We start from the raw sequence: 21,412 nt of genomic DNA on the forward strand, positions 1-21,412 counted from the left end.
CTTACGGGTTCGTTACCCGAACACCTTGGACAAATATATTAACTGAATCAGCTTTTAAACCTATTGTTTGTTCAAGAACATATTTCACTTTTGATTGAACATTATGAGCAACTTCTGAAATTTTCGTTCCATAACCAACGATAATATACATATCAATGTGGATAAATCCATCTTCTTGACGTACAATAACACCTTTTGAATAATTTTCTTTACGAAGGATTTCAGAAATACCGTCTTTAATTTGATTTTTGGATGCCATTCCTACAATACCATAACAATCTACAGCAGCACCACCACAAATTTGAGCAATCGTTTCGTTTGAAATTTCAATATGTCCGTAATTCGTTTGTAATTCAATGGACATGTTATGTTCCCCCTTTTCGGAATCCTGCTAGATTTATTTTACTATAACAATCCTTAATTTAAAAGACAAGTTCCCTTATAATATAAGCGTGAATTGAAACAATCTGTCAAGTACTTTCTTATTTTGTTGCATAAATATGTTTTGTATGTTAAAGTATTTTAGTATGTTATACAATCGATTTGTGTTTTGTAAGGAGGGGACAACTATGGCTCGTAAATGCGTTGTTACAGGTAAAAAAGCCACTTTTGGAAATGCACGTTCTCACGCAATGAATGCTAACCGTCGTAAATGGGGCGCAAACCTTCAAAAAGTACGTATTTTAGTTAACGGAAAACCAAAACGTGTATACGTTTCAGCACGTGCTTTAAAATCAGGCAAAGTTGAACGCGTATAAATTGTATGATAAAAAATTAAGCAAAAGAGGCTGGGACATAACTAGCCAAAAGTAGTATATAAAAAGGTTCCAGGCAATAAAAAATTTGCTTGGAACCTTTTTTGTGGGGTTTTTCCATTTCTCGTCACTATTTTACCGCTGATGGCGGTGACTTTTCTCATATTCACCGCCATCAACGCAAAGGCTAATTCATTTTTCACTTTCTGTTTTCCTCTGACGGAAAAACGAGTGAAACCTAAATTAGCCTTCAGAAAACCGAACGCTGGTTCTACATCAATTTTACGTTTTCCGTAAATTTCACCAGTTTTCTCGTCTGAAAGCTTCGTACGTACATATTCTTTTTGGGACTCCCACTTTTCATTTATGTAGACTTTTCGGTTGTTCCCTTCTTTTGCTTTCGTGCATAAATCGCGGAGTGGACAATCCGAACAGTCCTCACACTCGTACACTTTAAATTCACGGGTGAATCCGTACCTGTCTGTTCGTTTGGAATGATGGCTAAATCGTACTTTCCGACCATTTGGGCACAGAAAAGTATCTTCGTCCTCATTATATTCCCAATTATCTACATGAAAAGCGTTGTCCTTATGCTTCTTTTTCTTCTCCTTTCGATATTGATTGTATGTAATAAGTGGCGTTCGATTTCGATTCTCGATGATATCTTCATAATTCTGTTCGCTACCATATCCTGCATCCGCGACAATGAATTCCGGAAGCTCGAAAAAGTTTTCTTCAATCGTGTCGAGAAAAGGAATTAAAGTGCGTGTATCGGTCGGGTTTGGGAAAACATCGTAAGCGAGCACATATTGACCTTCCGTCGCAATTTGGACATTGTAACCAGCTTTCAATTGACCGTTCTTCATGTAGTCGTCCTTCATGCGCATAAACGTCGCATCTGGGTCCGTCTTTGAGTAACTATTGCGATCACCGAAAATCTCCATATCGTTTTGATACTTTTGTTTGCGAGTAATGTAATCCATCCATTGCTTCCGAGATTGTATGGGTAATTTGCGTTCGGAACGGAGCTTTTTCCGTTCACTCCCAACTTCAGATACTTCAATCTTTTTATTATATTCCTCGATTTTCTCGTCTAACTTTTCGACTACTTCTTCCATTTCTTTGACGGAAAGTTCCTCTTCCTTTTCTCGCTCTATTGCTGGGATGATCTCCTTCTCTAGCAGCTCATCATACAGTTGATTGGACTTTTCAATTAGCTTATCACTATATCTTTCAATGGACTTCCGCCATACAAAGGTGAACTTATTTGCGTTTGCTTCAATTTTTGTACCATCAATAAAAATGGCTTCCTCTTCAATCAATTCCTTTTCCACGAGCTGATTTCGGAACTGGACAAAGCATTCACGTAGGATGTTTTCAATGAGTGGATTAGAACGGAAGCGATTGATGGTGCGATAGCTAGGTTCATGTCCTTGAGCCAGCCACATCATGCGGATACTATCCTGTAATAAAGCTTCTATTTTACGGCCGGAAAACACGGATTGCGTATATCCACACAAAATGACTTTCAACATCATACGAGGATGATACGCGGGACGGCCGGTTTGTCGTATGAAGTCCTCGAAAGCTTCTTCGGGAATACTCTCGACAAGATCATTGATCGCAAAAGCAATATCGTTTTCTTTCAACTTAATTTCTAAATTTAGCGGTAAAACTACTTGATTCATGTTATAATGTTTAAACATAAGGGCACCTCCAAAATTATTGTTTCGTCACTTTAATTTTATCAAAAGGTGCCCTTTTTGTTTACTAGAATTGTGACAAAAAAGGCGTTGGGTCTACACTTTTTAGTGTAAGCTCCAACGCCTTAATTTTTATTTTACTGGAGTTTTGTCCCAGTCTCATTNCCTGTAATAAAGCTTCTATTTTACGGCCGGAAAACACGGATTGCGTATATCCACACAAAATGACTTTCAACATCATACGAGGATGATACGCGGGACGGCCGGTTTGTCGTATGAAGTCCTCGAAAGCTTCTTCGGGAATACTCTCGACAAGATCATTGATCGCAAAAGCAATATCGTTTTCTTTCAACTTAATTTCTAAATTTAGCGGTAAAACTACTTGATTCATGTTATAATGTTTAAACATAAGGGCACCTCCAAAATTATTGTTTCGTCACTTTAATTTTATCAAAAGGTGCCCTTTTTGTTTACTAGAATTGTGACAAAAAAGGCGTTGGGTCTACACTTTTTAGTGTAAGCTCCAACGCCTTAATTTTTATTTTACTGGAGTTTTGTCCCAGCCTCTTTTTAGCTAATAGGAAGGCTCTAGCAGCTAGATCAAAGCCGAAAAACACAACTCTCTTTCTTATCAAGCGAACTCTAGTTTTTCGTTTCGCCTAAAGGCTTAAGCCGTGAGTTTTCTTTATTCTTTATATACAAAAGAAAAACCTTTGCTAAACATTAACAAAGGCTTCAAATACTTGTCAATATGTGTTAATCTTTTTTAAATGTCCCCAGTATTGCACGTATAAAACCTCCAAGAAATTTCGGTAACTTAATTGTGTAAAATTTCACTGAACATTCCCTCCCCAATTACAAAAACATTGGATTCCATATTCATTCAGGCGACTATCCGAATATATTCATATAATATTCTCGATATATCCGAAAAGTACAATTCAATAAAAAAATAGGCTTGTTTTTCTATAAATCATTACTTCTTATTACTAATAATATGCCTTTTGAAAATGAATAAGTACCATAATTATAAATAAGTTCATTACTTATACATAGTGTTGAACCAAAGAAAATATGACGATTATTTAATGGATATTTAAAACCATCTAGCGTCAAATTTTCTACATTCTTTGTAATTGGAATAAAGGATATATACTGCTTATCTGGGAGTCTTTTTATTTTATACGTTCCAGGTTGCTTAACTTCAATTAAGTTCTTTCGGTCAATCATTTCAAACGCTATATGTTCATTTCTTTCCTTTAAATTTATTAGAAAAAACAAGTTACCTAAAAAATGATCCAATCTTCCACCAGTTGCCCCAAAGATTCGTATTCTATTCGGGTTATATGAAAATGCAAGAGTTAGAGCTAATTCCATATCCGTTTCATCTTTTTCAGGAGGATGTTTTTCAATATTTATATTTTTTTCTTTTAATAGGTCATATTCCTCAGCTGTAATGGAATCAAAATCTCCAACCGCTATATCTGGTATGAATCCGTAATTTAATAAATGAATATTCCCTCGATCCACACCAACCCAAATAATATCTCCCTCTTCTTTATATTCACTCAAATTAGGTAGATAAAATTCAGGTCCGCCTGCAACGATATGGACAATCATTGATAATCACTTTCTACTGCGCGAATTAAGTTAATTGCTTGTTTCCGGTCTTTGTTATTGAATATAAAGGAACCCGCCACTAACACATCAACACCATGCTCTATACAAAGCTTGGCTGTTTCAGCGTTAATTCCTCCATCTACTTCAATTTCAAAAGACAATCCTAACTCATCTTTCCACCGCTTAATTTGATCAATTTTATTTAAAACATTTGGAATAAATGATTGGCCACCGAAACCTGGGTTTACAGTCATTAGCAAAACAAGATCAATATCTTGTAAAATATCACGAACCATTTCAACCGGTGTTGCTGGATTTAGAACAACACCTGCCTTAATACCTGACTCTTTAATCTGATAAATCGTTCGATGTAGATGAGTGCAACTTTCTACATGTACAGAAATGATATCAGCTCCTGCATTCACAAAATGTTGTACAAAGTTCTCTGGATGTTCAATCATTAGATGAACATCAAATGGCAAAGAAGTAACCGGACGGATTGCTTCAACGATTAATGGTCCGATTGTTATATTAGGGACAAATTGTCCATCCATTACATCAATATGTATATAATCCGCCCCTCCTTGTTCAACATCTTTTACTTCTTGGCCTAACTTTGAAAAGTCTGCTGATAAAATTGATGGTGCAATTTTTATCATCTTTCATACCTCGGCTTTCTTTGTCTAATTTCCTCTAAAAAGGATAAATAGTGTTCATAGCGATATGTTTTTATCTCATCTTTTATAACAGCTTCTTTAATTGCACAACCAGGTTCTTTTACATGCAGGCAACCCCGAAATTTGCAGTCATTAATACGGGTCTTCATTTCTGGAAAATAAAAGGTTAACTCTTCTAGCTCAATATTTTTAAAATCAAGTGAACTGAATCCAGGTGTGTCTGCAACTAGGCCCTCGGCTATTTCTATTAATTCCACATGTCTTGTCGTGTGCTTTCCTCTTCCTAAGTGTTTTGAAATTGCGTTAGTTTCAAGTTCAAGCTCTGGTCGAAGTGCATTGAGTAGAGACGATTTTCCGACACCTGACTGTCCAGCAAAAACCGATATCTTGTCTTTTAAAATCGGCGTAATTTGATCCATTCCATCTCCTTTTTTTGAAGATGTGACTACTACTTGATAGCCTATTGATTCATAGTCATGAACATATTTTTCAATCACATCTACGTCGCTATCTTCAGTTAAATCCATTTTAGTAATGACTATAACAGGTTGTATGTGATTCGATTCAATTAATACTAAAAAGCGATCTAGTAATGCAGAATTAAAGTCTGGATTTTTTGCAGAGAATATTAATATTGCTTGATCAACATTTGCTACAGGTGGCCGAATTAATTCATTTTGCCGCTCTTTAATTTCTAGAATATACCCTTCCTTATTATTTTCAGCAAGAAACTCAACATCATCTCCTACTAATGGTGTGATTTTATTTTTTCGGAAAACTCCTCTACCACGGCATTGATATATTCCATCCTCACTTTTAACATAATAAAAACCACTTAATGCTTTTATAATCTTTCCTTCCGGCATAGCATCACCCTTTTAATTAATAGTCACCTAGATGTTATATGTTCATATTGATTGAGGATTAGTAAATCTCGTCGTAAAAGTACTGCTATTAATCACCTATATCGTACTATATAAGATTTAAATCATTTATTGTCTAAAATTAATTACTTGAAAACAATATTTAAAAGCCGATAAATATTAATAAGGAACAACTTGATCTTGAACAACTTGATCGTCAACAACTACTTTATACCGAGCACTGGAATTCGGTTGAATCACTAAATCAAATCGTTTTCTCGTCGTTTCAGTCATATCAAACGTATCATAAGGCTCAGAAAGTTGGTGATTCATATCCTCAATAAAAATTTGAACATGTTGTGACTGATTTTCCTCTGGATTACCAGTATAGACAATTGAAATATCGATTGTAACGGTTTTTGGAGGTATTTCTTCTTTTCCTTTTGATATTTCAACTTCAACCGTTGTACCTTTCTTCAATGCAGTTCCTGGCTTTTTATTTTGACTTATCACACGTCCCTCAGGCACCGTGTCATGATACTTTTCAGTAACGTTAATATTAATTCCATTAGATTCTGCATATTTTTTTAATTCATCCATTGTATAATTCGATAAGTTAGCTAAAGAAAATGTTCTTACTCCCTTACTTACAGTAAGAACTAATACTGTATCTTCAGGTACAATTTCTTCATTCGGAGCCGGATCCTGATCAATTATTGTTCCAGCTTCACGTTCATTATATTCTTCATTTATTTCTATATTTTTAAACTTAATAGAACCTTCCTCTAGTGTCTTTTCCACATCATCGAGTTGCTTACCACGAAAATCGTCCAAAGTAATCGTCTTTTTCCCTGTACTAACATAAATAGTAACTGGTGTACCTTGTACTTTCATTCTACCAGCTTTCGGATTTGTCTTAATCACATAATTATTTTGAATTTCATCATCTGGCTGTTTGATTGTTTCACCAATATCAAATTTCGCCTTTTCTAATGTATCAATGGCGTCTTCTAAACTCATATTTCTAACATCAGGCACTTCTACGTCTTTACTTCCAAATATATCGGTTGTTACTAATAGAACCCCGAACAAAATGATGAAAAGAGAAATTAAAACTAGTACAAGAGGCCATCTCTTCTTTTTCTTCTTTTTATCATTTTTACTTTTCTTAATATTGTTCTTCTTTTCGTTTTTTACTTTCTTTTCTTTTTCTTTCATTGCCTCGCTTTGAATCGGTTCTTCTACATTTTTAGGCTCTTTAATAACTGGAAGCACTTTTGTCGCTTCTTCATCTACTGGTAATACAAATGCCGGTTCATTGAGTCGATCAGGCTCTAAACAAGTTAATAAATCTTCTCTTAATTCTTCTACATCGTTGTATCGATAAATCGGATCTTTTGCGGTTGCTTTTAAAATAATATTTTCAATGCTTTGTGGTATCGAAGGATTCCAATTTCTAGGGTGAGGCGTTTCAGATTGTAAATGTTTTAGTGCAATAGAGACGGCTGATTCCCCTGAAAAAGGGAGTCGTCCTGTAAGCAACTCAAATAGGACAATACCTAAAGAATAAATATCTGATTTTTTTGTTGCTAACCTTCCCCGGGCTTGTTCTGGTGAAATATAGTGAACAGAACCTAATACCGAATTTGTTTGAGTAATTGTAGTTGATGTTAATGCAACAGCAATACCAAAATCCGTAATTTTTACATTTCCCTTTTTATCAATTAGAATATTTTGCGGTTTAATATCCCGATGAATAATATTATTTTGATGTGCATGACTAATTGCAGACGTAATTTGTAACGCAATATCCACTACTTTTTCAATTGGAATCGGAAAGTGATTTTGAATAAATTGCTTTAATGTTTCTCCTTCAACATATTCCATCACTATATAATAAATATTATCTTCCTCACCAACATCAAAAATATTAACAATATTTGGATGTACTAAACTTGTCACTGATTGTGCCTCACGGTGAAAACGACGAATAAGTTCATCATCATTAGCGAAATCAAGGCGTAATACTTTGACCGCGACATCTCTATCAAGAATCATGTCACGAGCAAGATAAACATTAGCCATTCCACCGCTACCAACGAATTTGATAATCTTGTAACGATCATTGATTCTTTTACCAATGAGCATTAGTCATCACCTGCTTTCAGATGATCCTTATAAATGATCGCCAGTGTAATATTATCTTCTCCACCATTATCATTGGCCATTTGAATAAGTCGATCAGCTTTTTCAGCTAAATCTTGTTCGGTTTTTAAAACTTCTTTAATTTCTGAATCAGATACTTTATTCGATAAACCGTCTGTACATAATATAATGTAGTCTCCCACTTCTAGTTCAACTGTCACTGTATCGATTTGAACAGCAGGTTCCGTTCCTAATGCTCGAAGTAATACATTTTTTCGTGGGTGATGTTCAGCATCCTCTTTCGAAATTTGACCACTTTTCACAAGTTCATTAACTAAAGAGTGATCATCTGTTAATTGTTGAAACCCATGGCTATTTAGTATGTAACATCTACTGTCACCAATATGGGCAACAGTTACGAAGTTTTCAGTACAAAGGGCGGCAACGAATGTCGTGCCCATTCCTTTACATTCTGGGTTCTCATTTGCATAATGATAAATTTTTTCGTTAATCATTTGTATTGAATTCGTAAACCATTCGATTGCATTCTCGGCAGTGGTAATTTTCGGTTGGTCGGTTTCCCATAACTGTTGTATTAATTCTATTGTCATCCTACTAGCTACATCACCAGCAAGGTGTCCTCCCATCCCATCGGCAACGACAGCGAGTGAATTCCCGTCGTTATCTGTAAAAATACCAACATGGTCTTCATTATGGTTTCTAACTTTACCTCGATCTGTACGACAGACAACTTTCATAATTTCACCTCAATTGTCATGCTTCTTCCTCCGTATACCTATTAATTTATTTATCCTTCTAATACAAAAGTTACACTTTCTTTTTTAAGCATGCAATATAAAAACCATCACTTTTTACATCTTGAGGCAAAATTTCGATTTCAAATTGATTTACAAATGGTTTTATTGCTTTAGGTATACGATTTAGTAACGATTCATCACCTTGAAATTCCGGATGTTCTTGTAAAAAGTTACGGATAAGATGCTGATTTTCTTCTTTATCAACGGTACATGTACTATAGACTAAAGTACCACCGTTTTTCAATAATGTTGCTGCGTTGTTTAATAATTGCGATTGAATTCTTGTTAAATTGATTATATCTTGTTCTGTTTTCGTATATTTTATATCGGGTTTCCTTTTTAAAACACCTAATCCCGAACATGGAGCATCAATCAGAATGCGATCAAACGATTCTTTTTCAAAGTGATCCGTTACTGTACGGCTATCCATCTGTCTTGCACGTATATTTGATAGGCCTAATCTCGTTGCATTTTCAATAATTAATTTTACTTTATGATCATGTAAATCTAGTGCAACAATCTCACCTTTATTTTTCATTCTTTCTGCCATATGTGTTGTTTTACCACCCGGTGCCGCACATGCATCTAATATTCGTTCCCCTTCTTTAGGGTCAACAGCATAGGCGACAAGCATCGAACTCTCATCTTGAATCGTAATATATCCTTCTTGAAAAGCTTTTGACTTCACTAAGTTCCCTTTTTTTGCCTTTATAGCAACTGGAACATAAGAACTCTGCTCTACTAGAAAATCTTCCGATGCGAGCTTTTCTAAAATTCCATCCAAATCCGTTCTTTCAAGATTAATCCGTGCTGTTTGTTTTGCTGTTTGTAAATTTTCTTCACACATAGCTTTCGTTTTCTCATATCCATATTGGTCAATCCACCTACTTACAAGCCAAGTTGGGTGGCTCGTTTCGATGGATAGTTTTTCTATTGGATTTTTAATTAAACTAGTAGATGGAACCCCTTGTCGTTGAATTGTACGTAAAACGCCATTAACAAAACCGCTAATTCCTTTATTGCCACGCTTTTTTGCAATTTTGACAGCTTCATTTATAATAGCATGATCTGGGATTTTATCTAAGTAAACCATTTGATAAACAGAAAGACGCAATAGTTGTCGAACCCAAAGATCTATACGTTTCTGTTTTTTTATAAAAGATTCAATGAAATAATCAAGCGTAATTTTTCTTTGTAATGTTCCATAACATAGTTCTGTAAGAAGATTCGCATCTACATGTGAAAATTTATTTTTTTCTATCGTTGTATTTAATAGTAAGTTGCTATAGGCACCATTTTTTTCAACAATTTCAAGAATTTCTAGTGCAGCTTCACGTACTGTTTTACTCATTATTTCCTCCCAACTTTTTACCTAACAAATCATGGTTCCCTTGTAAAAATTGCTCAGCAAACATTCGTTTTTTACCTGCAGGTTGTAATTCAGTAATCTTTATTGCCGTATCATCACCAGTAGAAACAATAAAACCGTCTTTTTCAATTGAAATAATCGTTCCTGGTTTATCTTTTGTACTTTTATCAACTATTTTTTCTCCCCACCAAACTTTTAATGTTCTTCCGTCTAATGTGGTATGGGCAACCGGCCATGGATTGAGTCCACGAATTTGGTTATAAATGTCTTCCCCTCGATTATTCCAATCAATTTTTTCTTGATCACGTTTAATATTAGAAGCAAATGTAGCATCTTCATCATTCTGTTTAATGGGTGTAATTTCCCCTTCAATAAGTCTTGGTAATGTATTACTTAATAATTTAGCACCAGCAATACTCAATTTGTCATGTAAAGTTCCAACCGTATCCTTCTCATCAATGGGTACAACAGTTTGAGTTAATATATCTCCCGCATCTAATTTTTCAACCATATACATAATTGTTATACCTGTTTGTCTTTTCCCCTCAATAATAGCATAGTGAATAGGGGCACCTCCCCTTAATTCTGGAAGTAGCGAGGCATGAACATTTATGCAACCATGTTTTGGAGCGTCAAGAAGCTCTTTTGGTAAAATTTGACCGTACGCAGCAGTAATAATTAAATCAGGATTTAAATTCAAAATTTCCTGAATGGCATTCTCACTTCTTAATTTTTCTGGTTGAAAAATTGGAATCCCATGTTTTTCCGCCTCTACTTTAATTGGTGGCGGAGTTATGATTCGTTTCCTACCTACTGGACGATCTGGTTGAGTTACAACACCAATTACGTCGTATCCATCCTTAATTATTTGTTGTAAGATAGGTACTGAAAAATCTGGTGTACCCATAAAAACGATTTTTGTCATCTGCGAATACCCTCATTTCTTTTTACATCATTGAATATGGATTTAAATCAATTGATATCGTCAAGTTCTTTTTTAATTGCTCTTCATGAAAATGTTCTATGATTTTTTTAAATGTTGGTATTAAATTCGGTTCAACTTTGTATTTTACCAAACACTGGTAGCGATATCTATTTTTGATTTTAATTATAGGTGATGCTGCAGGGCCTAAAACAATAGTTCCATTGGAAAGTTGGTTACGTAAAAAGGAGCTTATTTTTTCTGCAACTGAATACGTATATTGTAAATTTTCATGACTAACATGAATTAAAGCTAAATAATGAAATGGTGGATATTGGCCCCTTTTTCTAACTATCATTTCATATCTGTAAAATTGTAAGTAATCATGTTGTTTAGCAAATTGCACACTATAATGTTCAGGTGTATATGTCTGAACAAAAACCTCTCCAGGTAATTTGTGACGCCCAGCACGACCACTTACTTGTGTCAATAATTGAAATGTTTTTTCACTGGAGCGAAAATCAGGTAAATGTAAGGAACTATCTGCTGATAGCACTCCTACTAATGTAATATTAGGAAAATCAAGACCTTTAGCAATCATTTGTGTACCAAGCAATATATCCGCACGTTGCTCTTGAAAAGCTGTTAATAGTTTCTCATGAGAACCTTTTCTACTCGTTGTATCCACATCCATCCGAATGACCCGGGCTTCAGGCAGTATTTTACCTAGCTCTTCCTCGACTTTTTGTGTTCCAGTTCCGAAAAAGCGAATATGATTACTTCCGCATTCTGGACAAACATTTGGTGTTCTTGCTTCAAAGCCACAATAATGACATTTCACTTGATTTGTGACTTTATGATAGGTTAGAGATATATCACAATTTGGACATTTCATTACATAACCACAATCTCGGCACATAATAAAAGAGGAATAACCCCGCCGATTTAACATGAGTACAATCTGTTCGGACTTCTCAATACGATCTTTCATTTTTTCTACTAATTGTGTTGAAAACATCGACCGATTACCTGCTTTTAATTCTTCTCGCATATCAACAATTTCCACTACAGGTAAGTGTGATTGATTCATCCGCTTTGCCATTGTCAATAATTGATAAACTCCCTTTTGGGCACGAGCGTAAGTTTCTAATGAAGGGGTTGCACTCCCTAATATTACAGGACATCGATGTGTTTTGCCACGCCAAATGGCAACTTCCCGAGCATGATAACGTGGGGAATCTTCTTGTTTATAACTAGTTTCATGTTCTTCATCAATAATAATTATTCCGATATTCTCAAAAGGAGCAAAAATTGCCGACCTTGCACCGACAACAACTTGCACCTCTTTCCGTTGAATTTTTCGCCATTCGTCATACTTTTCTCCTAATGACAAACCACTATGTAATACTGCAACATTATTTCCAAATCTACCTTTAAATCTTTCAACCATCTGTGGGGTTAGTGAAATTTCTGGAACTAAAACAATCGCTTCTTTTCCCTTTTTTATGACACGATCAATCGATTGCAAATATACTTCTGTTTTTCCACTACCAGTCACCCCGTGTAAAAGAAAAACTTGATGAGAAACTTGATCCATCGAATTGAGAATCGGTTTTATTACTTTTTCTTGCTCTTCTGTTAAAGGAAGTGGCATTGTTTGTTTAAATTCTCGATGCTTATAAGGATCACGATATTCTTCATATTCTTCCTTCTTTAATAAACCCTTTTTTTCTAGTTGATTTAACGTTGGACGGGGATTAGAAACGAATGACTCCACTTGTTTTACCGTACTAGGACCGAAATTTTCTAAGTAATAATTAATCACTTGTTTTTGTTTAGGTGCAGTAATTTTCAATTGCTCGAATTTCTTGAGAAAATCTTGTTTATTTAGTGACGGTGTAAAGTAAATGCTTTTCTTTTTGTTGCCCCGGTCTTTAATTTCGTAACTAACATGAAATAATCCTAAACGGGCTTGTCGATAAAGATATGATGTTGACACAACTTCCTCTGCATCTTTCCAGTTTACTTTTTTCTTCTGATTAAATAATTTTTTTAACTCACTAGGAAATTGATCCATCCTTTTTTCATCATCTAATGTTAAAAATTTATCATACTTAGCTTTTAATGCCGGTGGAAGCATGACTTGATAGGCAGAAATTTTCAAGCACAATGTTTCATTTGCAATATATTCACCTAACTCCAGTAATTCAGGATTTAATACTGGTTCGATATCCATTGGTTCAATTATTTCCTTAAGTTCTACCACTTCTGTTTCTTCCTTTATATTTACAACAAACCCTTGAACCTGCCGATTTCCAAAAGGAACAATCACCCTCATCCCTTTTTCTAAGTGGTCGCATAAATCATCTGGAATAAGAAAATCAAATGGCCGATCTATTTGCAAGACCGGCACATCTACTATTACACTTGCAATTTTTTTCATTCCATACCGCCCTTTTCCATACTTACGTGTGCTTCTTTTAAAATTTCATATGCTACTTCATGTTTCGTTAGTTTGGGAAAGGTTTTTTTCTCATTATCTGTTTTAAAAAATGTCACAATATTCGTGTCTGTCCCAAACCCCGCACCTTCCTCTGTAACATTGTTAGCTACAATCATATCAGCATTTTTATTTATTAATTTTTTTTTGGCATATTCATCAACATTGTTGGTCTCAGCTGCAAAACCGATTAAAAACTGGTGCGTCTTTTTCTTTCCTAGCTCAAATAAAATATCCTTTGTTCGCTCTAATTCAATCACAAGTCCATCATCACTTTTTTTAATCTTTTGGTTTTTTATTTCCTTTGGTCGATAATCACTTACCGCAGCTGATTTTATAACTATATCTGCTTCATAAAAATGTTTCATTGTTGCCTCGAACATTTCTTCTGCACTTTCCACTCGAACGATATTTACATTGTTCGGCGGTGTTAAACTGACTGGACCAGTAATTAATGTTACTTCTGCCCCAAGATTATTTGCCACTTCAGCAATTGCATACCCCATTTTTCCTGATGAAAAATTTGACAAATAACGTACCGGGTCAATTCTTTCTCTTGTTGGTCCAGCAGTAATTAATACTCGTTTGCCTTTTAAAAATGATTTCTGCTTTCTAGTTAAAAATTTCTTTACATACTCCACTATATTTTCAGGTTCCTCTAACCGTCCCTTTCCAGTATAACCACATGCTAAATAACCTTCACCAGGCTCGATAAAGTTATATCCAAATGATTTAAGTTTGTCCATATTGCTTTGAACGACTGGATGACTATACATATGAACATTCATAGCCGGGGCAATTAGTACTGGCTTCGTTGTTGCTAATAGCGTTGTAGATACCATGTCATCAGCAATTCCATTCGCTAATTTCCCGATAATATTAGCAGTCGCTGGTGCAATAATAATACAATCCGGCCAGTCTGCTAAATCGATATGAGCAATTTTATTTGGGTCCTTTTCATCAAACGTATCTGTATAAACTTCATTCCTTGAAATTGCTTGAAAAGATAATGGAGTAACGAATTTTGTTGCATTTTCAGTCATCATTACTTTAACATCATATCCATTTTGCGTTAACTTACTTGTTAATGCTATTGCCTTATAAACAGCTATTCCACCTGTTACGCATAATAGTACCTTTTCCATCATATTCCCTCTCTCTCATCTAACATATGAGCTCATTTTCCGTTAACGTTCCTGGTACAATAATATCATAAATCTATGTAATTATAATAATATCGTGAAACCCTTCCCTCAAACTACTTCTTAAAAGACAAGAAAGCAATCGGCTAACCGACTGCTTTCTTTGCTGTGTTGGGTTTAATCAAATTATATTTATTCCTCTACTCTATTTTCTGATTCGCCATCTAGCATTAAAACATCACCATGTATCTCTTCTAATGCTTTACCGACATTTTTATTTGACTGATATTCACTCAACTGATAGTCATTTGTATCCTGCAATTGCCGAGCTCGCTTAGATGCAATTGTTACAAGTAAATACTTTGAGTGAACCTTGTTTAATAAAGAATCTATTGATGGGTATAACATATTAATCAACTCCTAATAATTTTTTTATTCTTTTTTCAACACGACTTCTTCGGCAATGTTCTGCAATAACGATTGATTTAATTTTTTCAACAGCATTTTCAACACGGTCATTTTCTATAACATAATCGTATAAGTTCATCATTTTTAATTCTTCCCGTGCTATGGACATTCGATTTTTTATGAGGTCATCTGTTTCTGTCCCTCTAGTTTTTATTCTTTTTTCAAGTTCACTCAAACTAGGTGGGATTAAAAATATAAATAACCCGTCAGGAAATTTCTTCCTAACTTGTTTTGCCCCTTCAACCTCGATTTCTAAAAATACATCTTTCCCTTTTTCTAACGTATCTTGAACATAATTAACGGGTGTTCCGTAATAGTTCCCAACGTATTCAGTGTATTCAAGTAATTCTTCATTCTTTATCATTTTTTCAAATTGTTGCCTTGTTTTAAAAAAGTAATCTATTCCATCTACCTCACCTGGACGCATCGGACGGGAAGTAGCTGAAATAGAATATTCAAAATTAACATCTGTCTCCGAAAATACCGCTTTCCTTACTGTACCCTTTCCTACTCCCGAAGGTCCTGAAAGTACAATTAATAAACCTTTTTCTTGTTCCATTCTTTCACCTACCCTTTTATCATCGAATTCTTTTTTGGCTAATAAGAAAATAGACATTTTCCAATTTCTACTTTTCATGTGCACTTAAGCGCCCATAGAAGGTTTCGTCAGCATTACATCAAAAGCGAAAAACGCTCTTTCTTATCAAGCGAACACTAAGCTCTTTAGTTACCTAAATGCTCAAGTGTCCCTGAGTTTTGTTTATATTTAAAATAGACATTATGTATATATTGATTACTCAATATTTTGAACTTGTTCACGAATTTTTTCAATTACACTCTTTAAATCAACAACTTTTTTGCTAATATCGGCGCTATTAGCCTTCGAAGCAATTGTATTCACTTCACGATTCAACTCTTGAATGAGAAAGTCACACTTCCTACCGATAGGTTCACATGATTGAATTGTTTGCCGAAACTGGACTAGATGACTATTTAAACGTGTTAATTCTTCTGATATATCGACCCTCTCTGCAAAAAAAGCAATCTCAGTCAATACTTTTGACTCGTCAAAGAAGCCATCCGTATATTCAATAATTTTTTTTCGAATTTTATTCTCATAATCTAATTTAACTGATGGTGCAAGTTTAGTTATGTCTAGAATAAGCGATTCAATACCATTTAAGTATTCATTCAATTGGTTCTGGAGTGCTCTTCCTTCAATCATTCGCATGTTTTGTAAATTTTGAACAGCCTCTTCAACGGCAGTTATTAAGAGTTCTTCTAATTGATAATCATTCGTTTCCTTTTCAATGATTGAAACGAGTTCATTCTGTTGCAAAAAATGAGATATAGAAATTTCATCGTTTAACTCATATTTTTCTTTTAATTGACGGATGAATTGATAATACTCATCAATTAAATTCCAGTCAATATGTAATGAACGTTTTATATCATTTATACTTGATATACTAATTGAGCAATCCACTCTACCACGAGTTAAATATTTTTGGCAAGTTTTTTTTATTTTGTCCTCAAACATTGATAAAGATTGAGGTATTTTAGTATGAAAATCAAAATATCGATGATTCACTGATCGTATTTCTACGACGACTCCATTCTTTTCACACCGTCCAAAACCGGTCATACTCATTACCATACAATCACCTTATTTCATGCTTCCATAAAAAAAGATTATAGCATAAATATAAAAAAAAGAAAGGTAAGTAGAAATAAATCCTAATACCTTTCGTTATTATACCACAATCTATTTAATTTTTTCTTAAAAATAATGATCCTGCAAGTAAAAATGTTGGGATTGCTGACATGGCAACAATTAATAACCAGTCTCTAGGAACAATGGATACCGTATGGAACACAGTCTGTAATGGTGGGAAGTAAATAACCATGACCATTAATATAACACTTGATAAAACTGCCCAGACTAAATAAGGGTTACCGAACGGGTTACGGGCAAATATTGAATGGTCACTACGACAGTCAAAAACATGAATTAATTGTGCTAAAACTAAAGTGGCAAAAGCGATCGTTTGCGCATATTCTAAATGTTCTGGATTTTGTTTGTATGAAATGATAAAAGCGAATAAAGTTGCTATTCCGATTAAAAAACCTCTAGAAATAACTTTCCAACCGAGTCCCCTGGCAAATACCCCTTCTCTTGGATTTCTAGGCTTCCGCTTCATTACATCTCCCTCTGGCTGATCTAGTCCTAGTGCCATTGCGGGTAAACCATCCGTCACTAAGTTAACCCAAAGAATTTGAATTGGAACGAGAGGTAATGGTAAAGCGAGAATCATTGCAAATAACATGACAAGAATTTCACCAACATTTGATGCGAGTAAATAACGGATAAATTTACGAATATTCTCATATATATTTCTTCCTTCTTCAATAGCAGATCTAATTGTCGCAAAATTATCATCTAGCAAAACTAAAGCAGATGATTCTTTGGCAACATCTGTACCAGTAATTCCCATGGCAATCCCAATATCTGCAGCTTTTATAGCTGGTGCGTCATTGACACCGTCACCAGTCATGGCAACAACATGGCCATTATTTTGGAATGCTTGAACAATTTTTAATTTATGTTCTGGTGATACACGGGCAAAAACGGTAACTTGATCAACGACCTCTTCTAATTCTTCCACGGTCATCGTTTCTAACTTACTACCTTCTAACACAATACTATTCGGCTGAAGTATGCCAAGTTCTTTTCCAATTGCTCTCGCTGTCGTTACATGGTCACCTGTAATCATAACGGTTTTAATTCCAGCATCACGGCATTCCTTAATAGCTGCTTTTACTTCTGGTCTTGGAGGATCAATCATTCCATGTAGGCCAATAAAAATAAGTTCTTTTTCTACTTCAGATTCATGTGTAAATGTATATTTTGGTACAGGTTTAAAGGCAACTGCAATCGTTCTTAACGCTTTTGACGCTAAAGAGTCGACCGTTGTCTGTAATGTATTTAGCCAGCTTTGACTCATATATTGTTTTTTCCCATCAGCCAATACCGATTCACTTAACCCAATTAAAATATCTGGTGCACCTTTTGTGATTGCATATCGCTCACCTTTTTTATCCTCTACAATCACGGTCATCATTTTTCTTGCGGAGTCAAATGGAAACTCTTGGATAATTTTATATTCTTGAAGTAAATGTTTTCGGTTAAAACCAGCCTTCATAGCCGCAACAAGTAATGCCCCTTCTGTCGGATCTCCATCTACACGGTATTGATCCCGTTCTTCAATTAATGTTGAATGGTTACAAACCATAGCAAAAGATAATAATTTTTCAAAATGACGATCCCGTGTTGGATTCATCACATTATTTTTATAAAAAAATTGTCCTTGTGGGTCATATCCTTGTCCCGAAACAGTCCATATTTTATTATTGGCCCATAAATGAGTAACTGTCATTTTGTTTTGTGTCATTGTTCCAGTTTTATCAGAACAAATAACTGATGCACAACCTAAAGTTTCAACTGCTGGTAATTTCCGTACAATTGCATTTTTCTTAATCATTCGTTGTACACCTAATGATAATGCGATTGTAACAATTGCTGGTAATCCCTCAGGAATTGCTGCTACAGCTAACGATACACCAGAGAGGAACATTGTATATAGATCATGACCTTGTAAGACACCAATAATCACTACAAGTAAAGTTAATACTAAAGCTACAGCAATTAAAATTTTCCCTAATTGTTCTAGTCTACGTTGTAATGGAGTTTGCAGCGATTGTGCCGTTTGAAGTAAGTCAGCAATTTGCCCCATTGCTGTCTGCATACCTGTTCCAATAACAATCCCTTTTCCACTCCCTCTCGTAACCATTGTGCCCATAAACGCCATATTGTTTAAGTCGCCAAGACCAACATTTTCTTCATGAATCGTTGCTATATCTTTACTTGTTGGTACTGATTCACCTGTTAGAGCAGATTCCTCTATTTCCAAACTATTTATTTCAAACAATCGTACATCTGCACTTATTCGGTCGCCACTTGAAAAACGAATAACATCGCCTGGAACAATTTCTTTCGATGGAATTTTCACCCATTTCCCATCTCTAAAAACATTGGCCATCGGTGCAGATAGTTCTTTTAAAGCATCTAAAGATTTTTCTGCTTTTCGTTCTTGAATAAAACCTAAAATTCCATTTACTAAGACGATGGCCATAATCGCAATTGCATCACTATATTCACCAAGTAGTCCTGATATCAAGGTAGCAATAAGGAGTACAATTACCATAAAATCTTTAAATTGACTAAGAAATAAAAGCAAGGCAGATTGCTTTTCCCCTTCTTGAAGTTCATTGTATCCAAACTGCTTTCTTCTTCTCTTTACTTGTTCACTGGTCAGCCCCTTTTGGAACGACGTTTGTATTTTTTGTTCGACTTGTTCAGGGGTCATTTTATGATATTTCAATTCACTCCACTCCTCCATTCTCTGTGAATTATGTTTGTCTATTTTCACTACCTTGTAGATTTCTCATTAAAGATTATTCAGCCTTGTCCTAAAAAATGCTATACTTGTGAAAGATTCCAATTAGAAACGAAAAATTATTCATTCTTGAGTTCCCTAGTTGTCTTCCTTGCTTTTTATTTCTACTGGAAAATAGGCTGACAACAGGCTTGATCTCTTAAAACAAATCATTGAATTGGAGGTTTTATCATGTCTTTTGACGGGCTGTTTACATATGCAATGACAAAGGAACTTGCTGCTACACTTACTGGTGGTCGCATTACAAAAATACACCAACCATACCTGAATGAAATTATTTTAACCATTCGTTCACAAGGAAAAAACACTAAATTACTCCTTTCTGCTCACCCTTCATATGCTCGAGTACAAATTACTGAGGAGGATTATGAAAATCCAGCTACACCTCCATTATTTTGTATGATGTTAAGAAAACATTTAGAAGGAAATATTATCGAGGAAATTACCCAACAAGATATGGATCGAATAATCATTTTTAAAATTAAAGGAAGAAATGAAATTGGTGATCTTTCATATAAAAAATTAATCGTAGAAATAATGGGTCGCCACAGTAATATTGTGTTAATTGACGATGAGAAAGAACAAATATTAGATAGTGTTAAACATATTTCTTTTGCAATTAATCGATACCGGGCAATTTTACCTGGACAACCCTACATATGGCCGCCAAGTCAAAATAAATTAAATCCATTTATAACCAAAGAAGAAGATGTATTGAAAACGATTGACTTTAATAGTGGGAAAATAGATAAGCAACTTGTTGATGGATTTAGTGGAATATCTCCTTTATTTGCTAAAGAAGTAGTAAAAAAATCAGGAATCGCAAACCGTTTAACGATACCTAAAACATTTCTTTCATTCATCGAAAAAATTAAAGCGAATGAAATAGCACCTACTTTAATTTACAATAAACAAAAAGAGCATTTTTACTTATTTCCACTAGAACATGTGCGAGGAGAATATAGGTCTTTCCCCACTTTAAGTAAACTACTTGATGCATACTATTTTGGGAAAGCAGAGCGAGATCGTGTAAAACAAATCGGTGGAGATATTGAACGCTTATTGAAAAATGAAATTGAGAAAAATGAAGTGAAAATAAACAAATTACTTAATACATTGGAGGAAGCAGAAAATGGTGATTCATATCAACTATATGGGGAATTACTTACCGCCCATATGTATGAAATAAAGAAAGGGATGAAGGAAATCGCTGTAGAGAATTACTATGATGACAATAAACGAGTAACCATTCCTTTAAACCCAAATAAAACACCATCGGAAAATGCCCAAATTTATTTTCAAAAATACAATAAGAGTAAAAGTGCTTTACTACATGCTAAAGAACAAATTGAAAAGGCAAAAGAAGAACTATTATATTTAGAAAATGTTTTACAACAACTAGAAAATGCTGCACCTAAAGATATTGAGGAGATTAAAGAAGAATTATCTGAACAAGGTTATATGAAAGCTACTGTAAAAAAGGGACAAAAGAGGCAAAAATCTCACCCCGAATTGGAACATTATGTCTCTACTGATGGAGAATCTATATTAGTCGGTAAAAATAATAAACAAAATGATTATTTAACAACGAAGCTAGCTAAGAAAAATGAGTTATGGCTACATACAAAAGATATACCTGGTTCTCATGTTGTTATTCGAAGTGAAAATCCAACAGAAACAACAATTAAAGAAGCCGCTATACTTGCTGCATATAATAGTAAAGCGCGAAGATCTAGTCGTGTTCCCGTTGATTATACAAAAGTGAAATACGTTCGAAAACCAAATGGGGCAAAACCGGGTTTTGTCATTTATGATCATCAACAAACCATTTTTGTCACACCAAACCAAGAAACCGTTATAAAAATGAAGAAAAAGTGAAGAAAAAGTGGGGGTCTAAACCTCCACTTTAACTT

Annotated in this window: 18 protein-coding genes and 1 pseudogene; 2 read left to right on the forward strand and 17 right to left on the reverse strand. The window is 34.6% G+C overall.

Annotated features, from left to right (window positions below; translation table 11 throughout):
• Nucleotide 1: 1 nt before the first annotated feature.
• Nucleotides 2-364, reverse strand: coding sequence for an Asp23/Gls24 family envelope stress response protein (locus BN2144_RS16145; RefSeq protein WP_033829261.1), 363 nt, complete (start codon nt 362-364; stop codon nt 2-4).
• A gap of 205 nt (nt 365-569) precedes the next feature.
• On the opposite strand from BN2144_RS16145, the gene rpmB reads away from it, so the two are divergent.
• Complete coding sequence (gene rpmB / locus BN2144_RS16150) at nt 570-758, forward strand: 50S ribosomal protein L28 (RefSeq protein ID WP_033829262.1); 189 nt, start codon at nt 570-572, stop codon at nt 756-758.
• 41 nt (nt 759-799) lie between these two features.
• On the opposite strand, the gene BN2144_RS16155 is transcribed toward rpmB, so the two are convergent.
• The 16 genes and pseudogenes from BN2144_RS16155 to BN2144_RS16225 form a co-directional block, all read right to left on the reverse strand.
• On the reverse strand, nt 800-2,461 hold the full coding sequence (locus tag BN2144_RS16155; RefSeq protein WP_230199692.1) for an IS1182 family transposase: 1,662 nt from the start codon (nt 2,459-2,461) through the stop codon (nt 800-802).
• A 163-nt stretch (nt 2,462-2,624) separates the two neighbouring features.
• Nucleotides 2,625-2,867 (reverse strand): annotated as a pseudogene (locus tag BN2144_RS16160) (transposase); the annotation flags it as partial.
• 347 nt (nt 2,868-3,214) lie between these two features.
• Nucleotides 3,215-3,295, reverse strand: coding sequence for a stage V sporulation protein SpoVM (spoVM, locus tag BN2144_RS19335; RefSeq protein WP_139017922.1), 81 nt, complete (start codon nt 3,293-3,295; stop codon nt 3,215-3,217).
• A gap of 129 nt (nt 3,296-3,424) precedes the next feature.
• Entirely contained in the window at nt 3,425-4,078 is a 654-nt protein-coding gene (locus BN2144_RS16165) for a thiamine diphosphokinase (RefSeq protein WP_033829264.1), read from the reverse strand.
• Nucleotides 4,075-4,737, reverse strand: a complete 663-nt coding sequence (gene rpe / locus BN2144_RS16170; RefSeq protein WP_033829265.1) for a ribulose-phosphate 3-epimerase — start codon at nt 4,735-4,737, stop codon at nt 4,075-4,077. The genes BN2144_RS16165 and rpe overlap by 4 nt, the downstream gene beginning before the upstream one ends.
• Complete coding sequence (gene rsgA / locus BN2144_RS16175; RefSeq protein ID WP_033829266.1) at nt 4,734-5,621, reverse strand: ribosome small subunit-dependent GTPase A; 888 nt, start codon at nt 5,619-5,621, stop codon at nt 4,734-4,736. Before rsgA ends, rpe begins: the two co-directional genes overlap by 4 nt.
• A 177-nt stretch (nt 5,622-5,798) precedes the next feature.
• On the reverse strand, nt 5,799-7,766 hold the full coding sequence (gene pknB, locus BN2144_RS16180; RefSeq protein ID WP_033829267.1) for a Stk1 family PASTA domain-containing Ser/Thr kinase: 1,968 nt from the start codon (nt 7,764-7,766) through the stop codon (nt 5,799-5,801).
• Nucleotides 7,766-8,521 carry a Stp1/IreP family PP2C-type Ser/Thr phosphatase gene (locus BN2144_RS16185; protein WP_033829268.1) on the reverse strand — a complete coding sequence of 252 codons (756 nt, stop codon included), beginning with the start codon at nt 8,519-8,521 and terminating at the stop codon, nt 7,766-7,768. Before BN2144_RS16185 ends, pknB begins: the two co-directional genes overlap by 1 nt.
• Nucleotides 8,522-8,591: 70 nt before the next feature.
• Entirely contained in the window at nt 8,592-9,932 is a 1,341-nt protein-coding gene (rsmB, locus tag BN2144_RS16190; protein WP_033829269.1) for a 16S rRNA (cytosine(967)-C(5))-methyltransferase RsmB, read from the reverse strand.
• On the reverse strand, nt 9,925-10,875 hold the full coding sequence (gene fmt / locus BN2144_RS16195; protein ID WP_033829270.1) for a methionyl-tRNA formyltransferase: 951 nt from the start codon (nt 10,873-10,875) through the stop codon (nt 9,925-9,927). The genes rsmB and fmt overlap by 8 nt, the downstream gene beginning before the upstream one ends.
• Before the next feature lie 22 nt (nt 10,876-10,897).
• On the reverse strand, nt 10,898-13,315 hold the full coding sequence (gene priA / locus BN2144_RS16200; protein ID WP_033829271.1) for a primosomal protein N': 2,418 nt from the start codon (nt 13,313-13,315) through the stop codon (nt 10,898-10,900).
• A complete protein-coding gene (gene coaBC, locus BN2144_RS16205) occupies nt 13,312-14,517 on the reverse strand; it encodes a bifunctional phosphopantothenoylcysteine decarboxylase/phosphopantothenate--cysteine ligase CoaBC (RefSeq protein ID WP_407638045.1) in 1,206 nt (401 codons plus the stop codon). The genes priA and coaBC overlap by 4 nt, the downstream gene beginning before the upstream one ends.
• Nucleotides 14,518-14,706: 189 nt before the next feature.
• On the reverse strand, nt 14,707-14,922 hold the full coding sequence (gene rpoZ / locus BN2144_RS16210) for a DNA-directed RNA polymerase subunit omega (protein WP_033829273.1): 216 nt from the start codon (nt 14,920-14,922) through the stop codon (nt 14,707-14,709).
• A 1-nt stretch (nt 14,923) separates the two neighbouring features.
• Nucleotides 14,924-15,541 carry a guanylate kinase gene (gene gmk / locus BN2144_RS16215; protein WP_033829421.1) on the reverse strand — a complete coding sequence of 206 codons (618 nt, stop codon included), beginning with the start codon at nt 15,539-15,541 and terminating at the stop codon, nt 14,924-14,926.
• Nucleotides 15,542-15,775: 234 nt separating this feature from the next.
• Nucleotides 15,776-16,633: a YicC/YloC family endoribonuclease gene (locus tag BN2144_RS16220; protein ID WP_050632348.1), complete on the reverse strand. Its 858-nt coding sequence runs from the start codon at nt 16,631-16,633 to the stop codon at nt 15,776-15,778.
• A gap of 118 nt (nt 16,634-16,751) precedes the next feature.
• The gene (locus tag BN2144_RS16225) at nt 16,752-19,424 is read right to left on the reverse strand and encodes a calcium-translocating P-type ATPase, SERCA-type (RefSeq protein ID WP_033829275.1); all 2,673 of its coding nucleotides are present in this window, start codon (nt 19,422-19,424) and stop codon (nt 16,752-16,754) included.
• Nucleotides 19,425-19,670: 246 nt separating this feature from the next.
• Here BN2144_RS16225 and BN2144_RS16230 point away from each other — a divergent pair, with 246 nt between their 5' ends.
• A complete protein-coding gene (locus BN2144_RS16230) occupies nt 19,671-21,377 on the forward strand; it encodes an Rqc2 family fibronectin-binding protein (protein ID WP_033829276.1) in 1,707 nt (568 codons plus the stop codon).
• Nucleotides 21,378-21,412: the final 35 nt, after the last annotated feature.

Source organism: Bacillus andreraoultii (assembly GCF_001244735.1).
GTDB lineage: Bacteria > Bacillota > Bacilli > Bacillales > Caldibacillaceae > Caldifermentibacillus > Caldifermentibacillus andreraoultii.

What these genes read in the sequence shown, in the direction of transcription:
- BN2144_RS16165 (WP_033829264.1), bottom strand. Translation starts at nt 4,078, where the DNA reads ATGATTGTCCATATCGTTGCAGGCGGACCTGAATTTTATCTACCTAAT.
- BN2144_RS16185 (WP_033829268.1), bottom strand. Translation starts at nt 8,521, where the DNA reads ATGAAAGTTGTCTGTCGTACAGATCGAGGTAAAGTTAGAAACCATAAT.
- BN2144_RS16220 (WP_050632348.1), bottom strand. Translation starts at nt 16,633, where the DNA reads ATGAGTATGACCGGTTTTGGACGGTGTGAAAAGAATGGAGTCGTCGTA.
- rsgA (WP_033829266.1), bottom strand. Translation starts at nt 5,621, where the DNA reads ATGCCGGAAGGAAAGATTATAAAAGCATTAAGTGGTTTTTATTATGTT.
- rpmB (WP_033829262.1), top strand. Translation starts at nt 570, where the DNA reads ATGGCTCGTAAATGCGTTGTTACAGGTAAAAAAGCCACTTTTGGAAAT.
- rsmB (WP_033829269.1), bottom strand. Translation starts at nt 9,932, where the DNA reads ATGAGTAAAACAGTACGTGAAGCTGCACTAGAAATTCTTGAAATTGTT.
- rpe (WP_033829265.1), bottom strand. Translation starts at nt 4,737, where the DNA reads ATGATAAAAATTGCACCATCAATTTTATCAGCAGACTTTTCAAAGTTA.
- BN2144_RS16145 (WP_033829261.1), bottom strand. Translation starts at nt 364, where the DNA reads ATGTCCATTGAATTACAAACGAATTACGGACATATTGAAATTTCAAAC.
- coaBC (WP_407638045.1), bottom strand. Translation starts at nt 14,517, where the DNA reads ATGGAAAAGGTACTATTATGCGTAACAGGTGGAATAGCTGTTTATAAG.
- fmt (WP_033829270.1), bottom strand. Translation starts at nt 10,875, where the DNA reads ATGACAAAAATCGTTTTTATGGGTACACCAGATTTTTCAGTACCTATC.
- rpoZ (WP_033829273.1), bottom strand. Translation starts at nt 14,922, where the DNA reads ATGTTATACCCATCAATAGATTCTTTATTAAACAAGGTTCACTCAAAG.
- pknB (WP_033829267.1), bottom strand. Translation starts at nt 7,766, where the DNA reads ATGCTCATTGGTAAAAGAATCAATGATCGTTACAAGATTATCAAATTC.
- gmk (WP_033829421.1), bottom strand. Translation starts at nt 15,541, where the DNA reads ATGGAACAAGAAAAAGGTTTATTAATTGTACTTTCAGGACCTTCGGGA.
- BN2144_RS16155 (WP_230199692.1), bottom strand. Translation starts at nt 2,461, where the DNA reads ATGTTTAAACATTATAACATGAATCAAGTAGTTTTACCGCTAAATTTA.
- BN2144_RS16230 (WP_033829276.1), top strand. Translation starts at nt 19,671, where the DNA reads ATGTCTTTTGACGGGCTGTTTACATATGCAATGACAAAGGAACTTGCT.
- priA (WP_033829271.1), bottom strand. Translation starts at nt 13,315, where the DNA reads ATGAAAAAAATTGCAAGTGTAATAGTAGATGTGCCGGTCTTGCAAATA.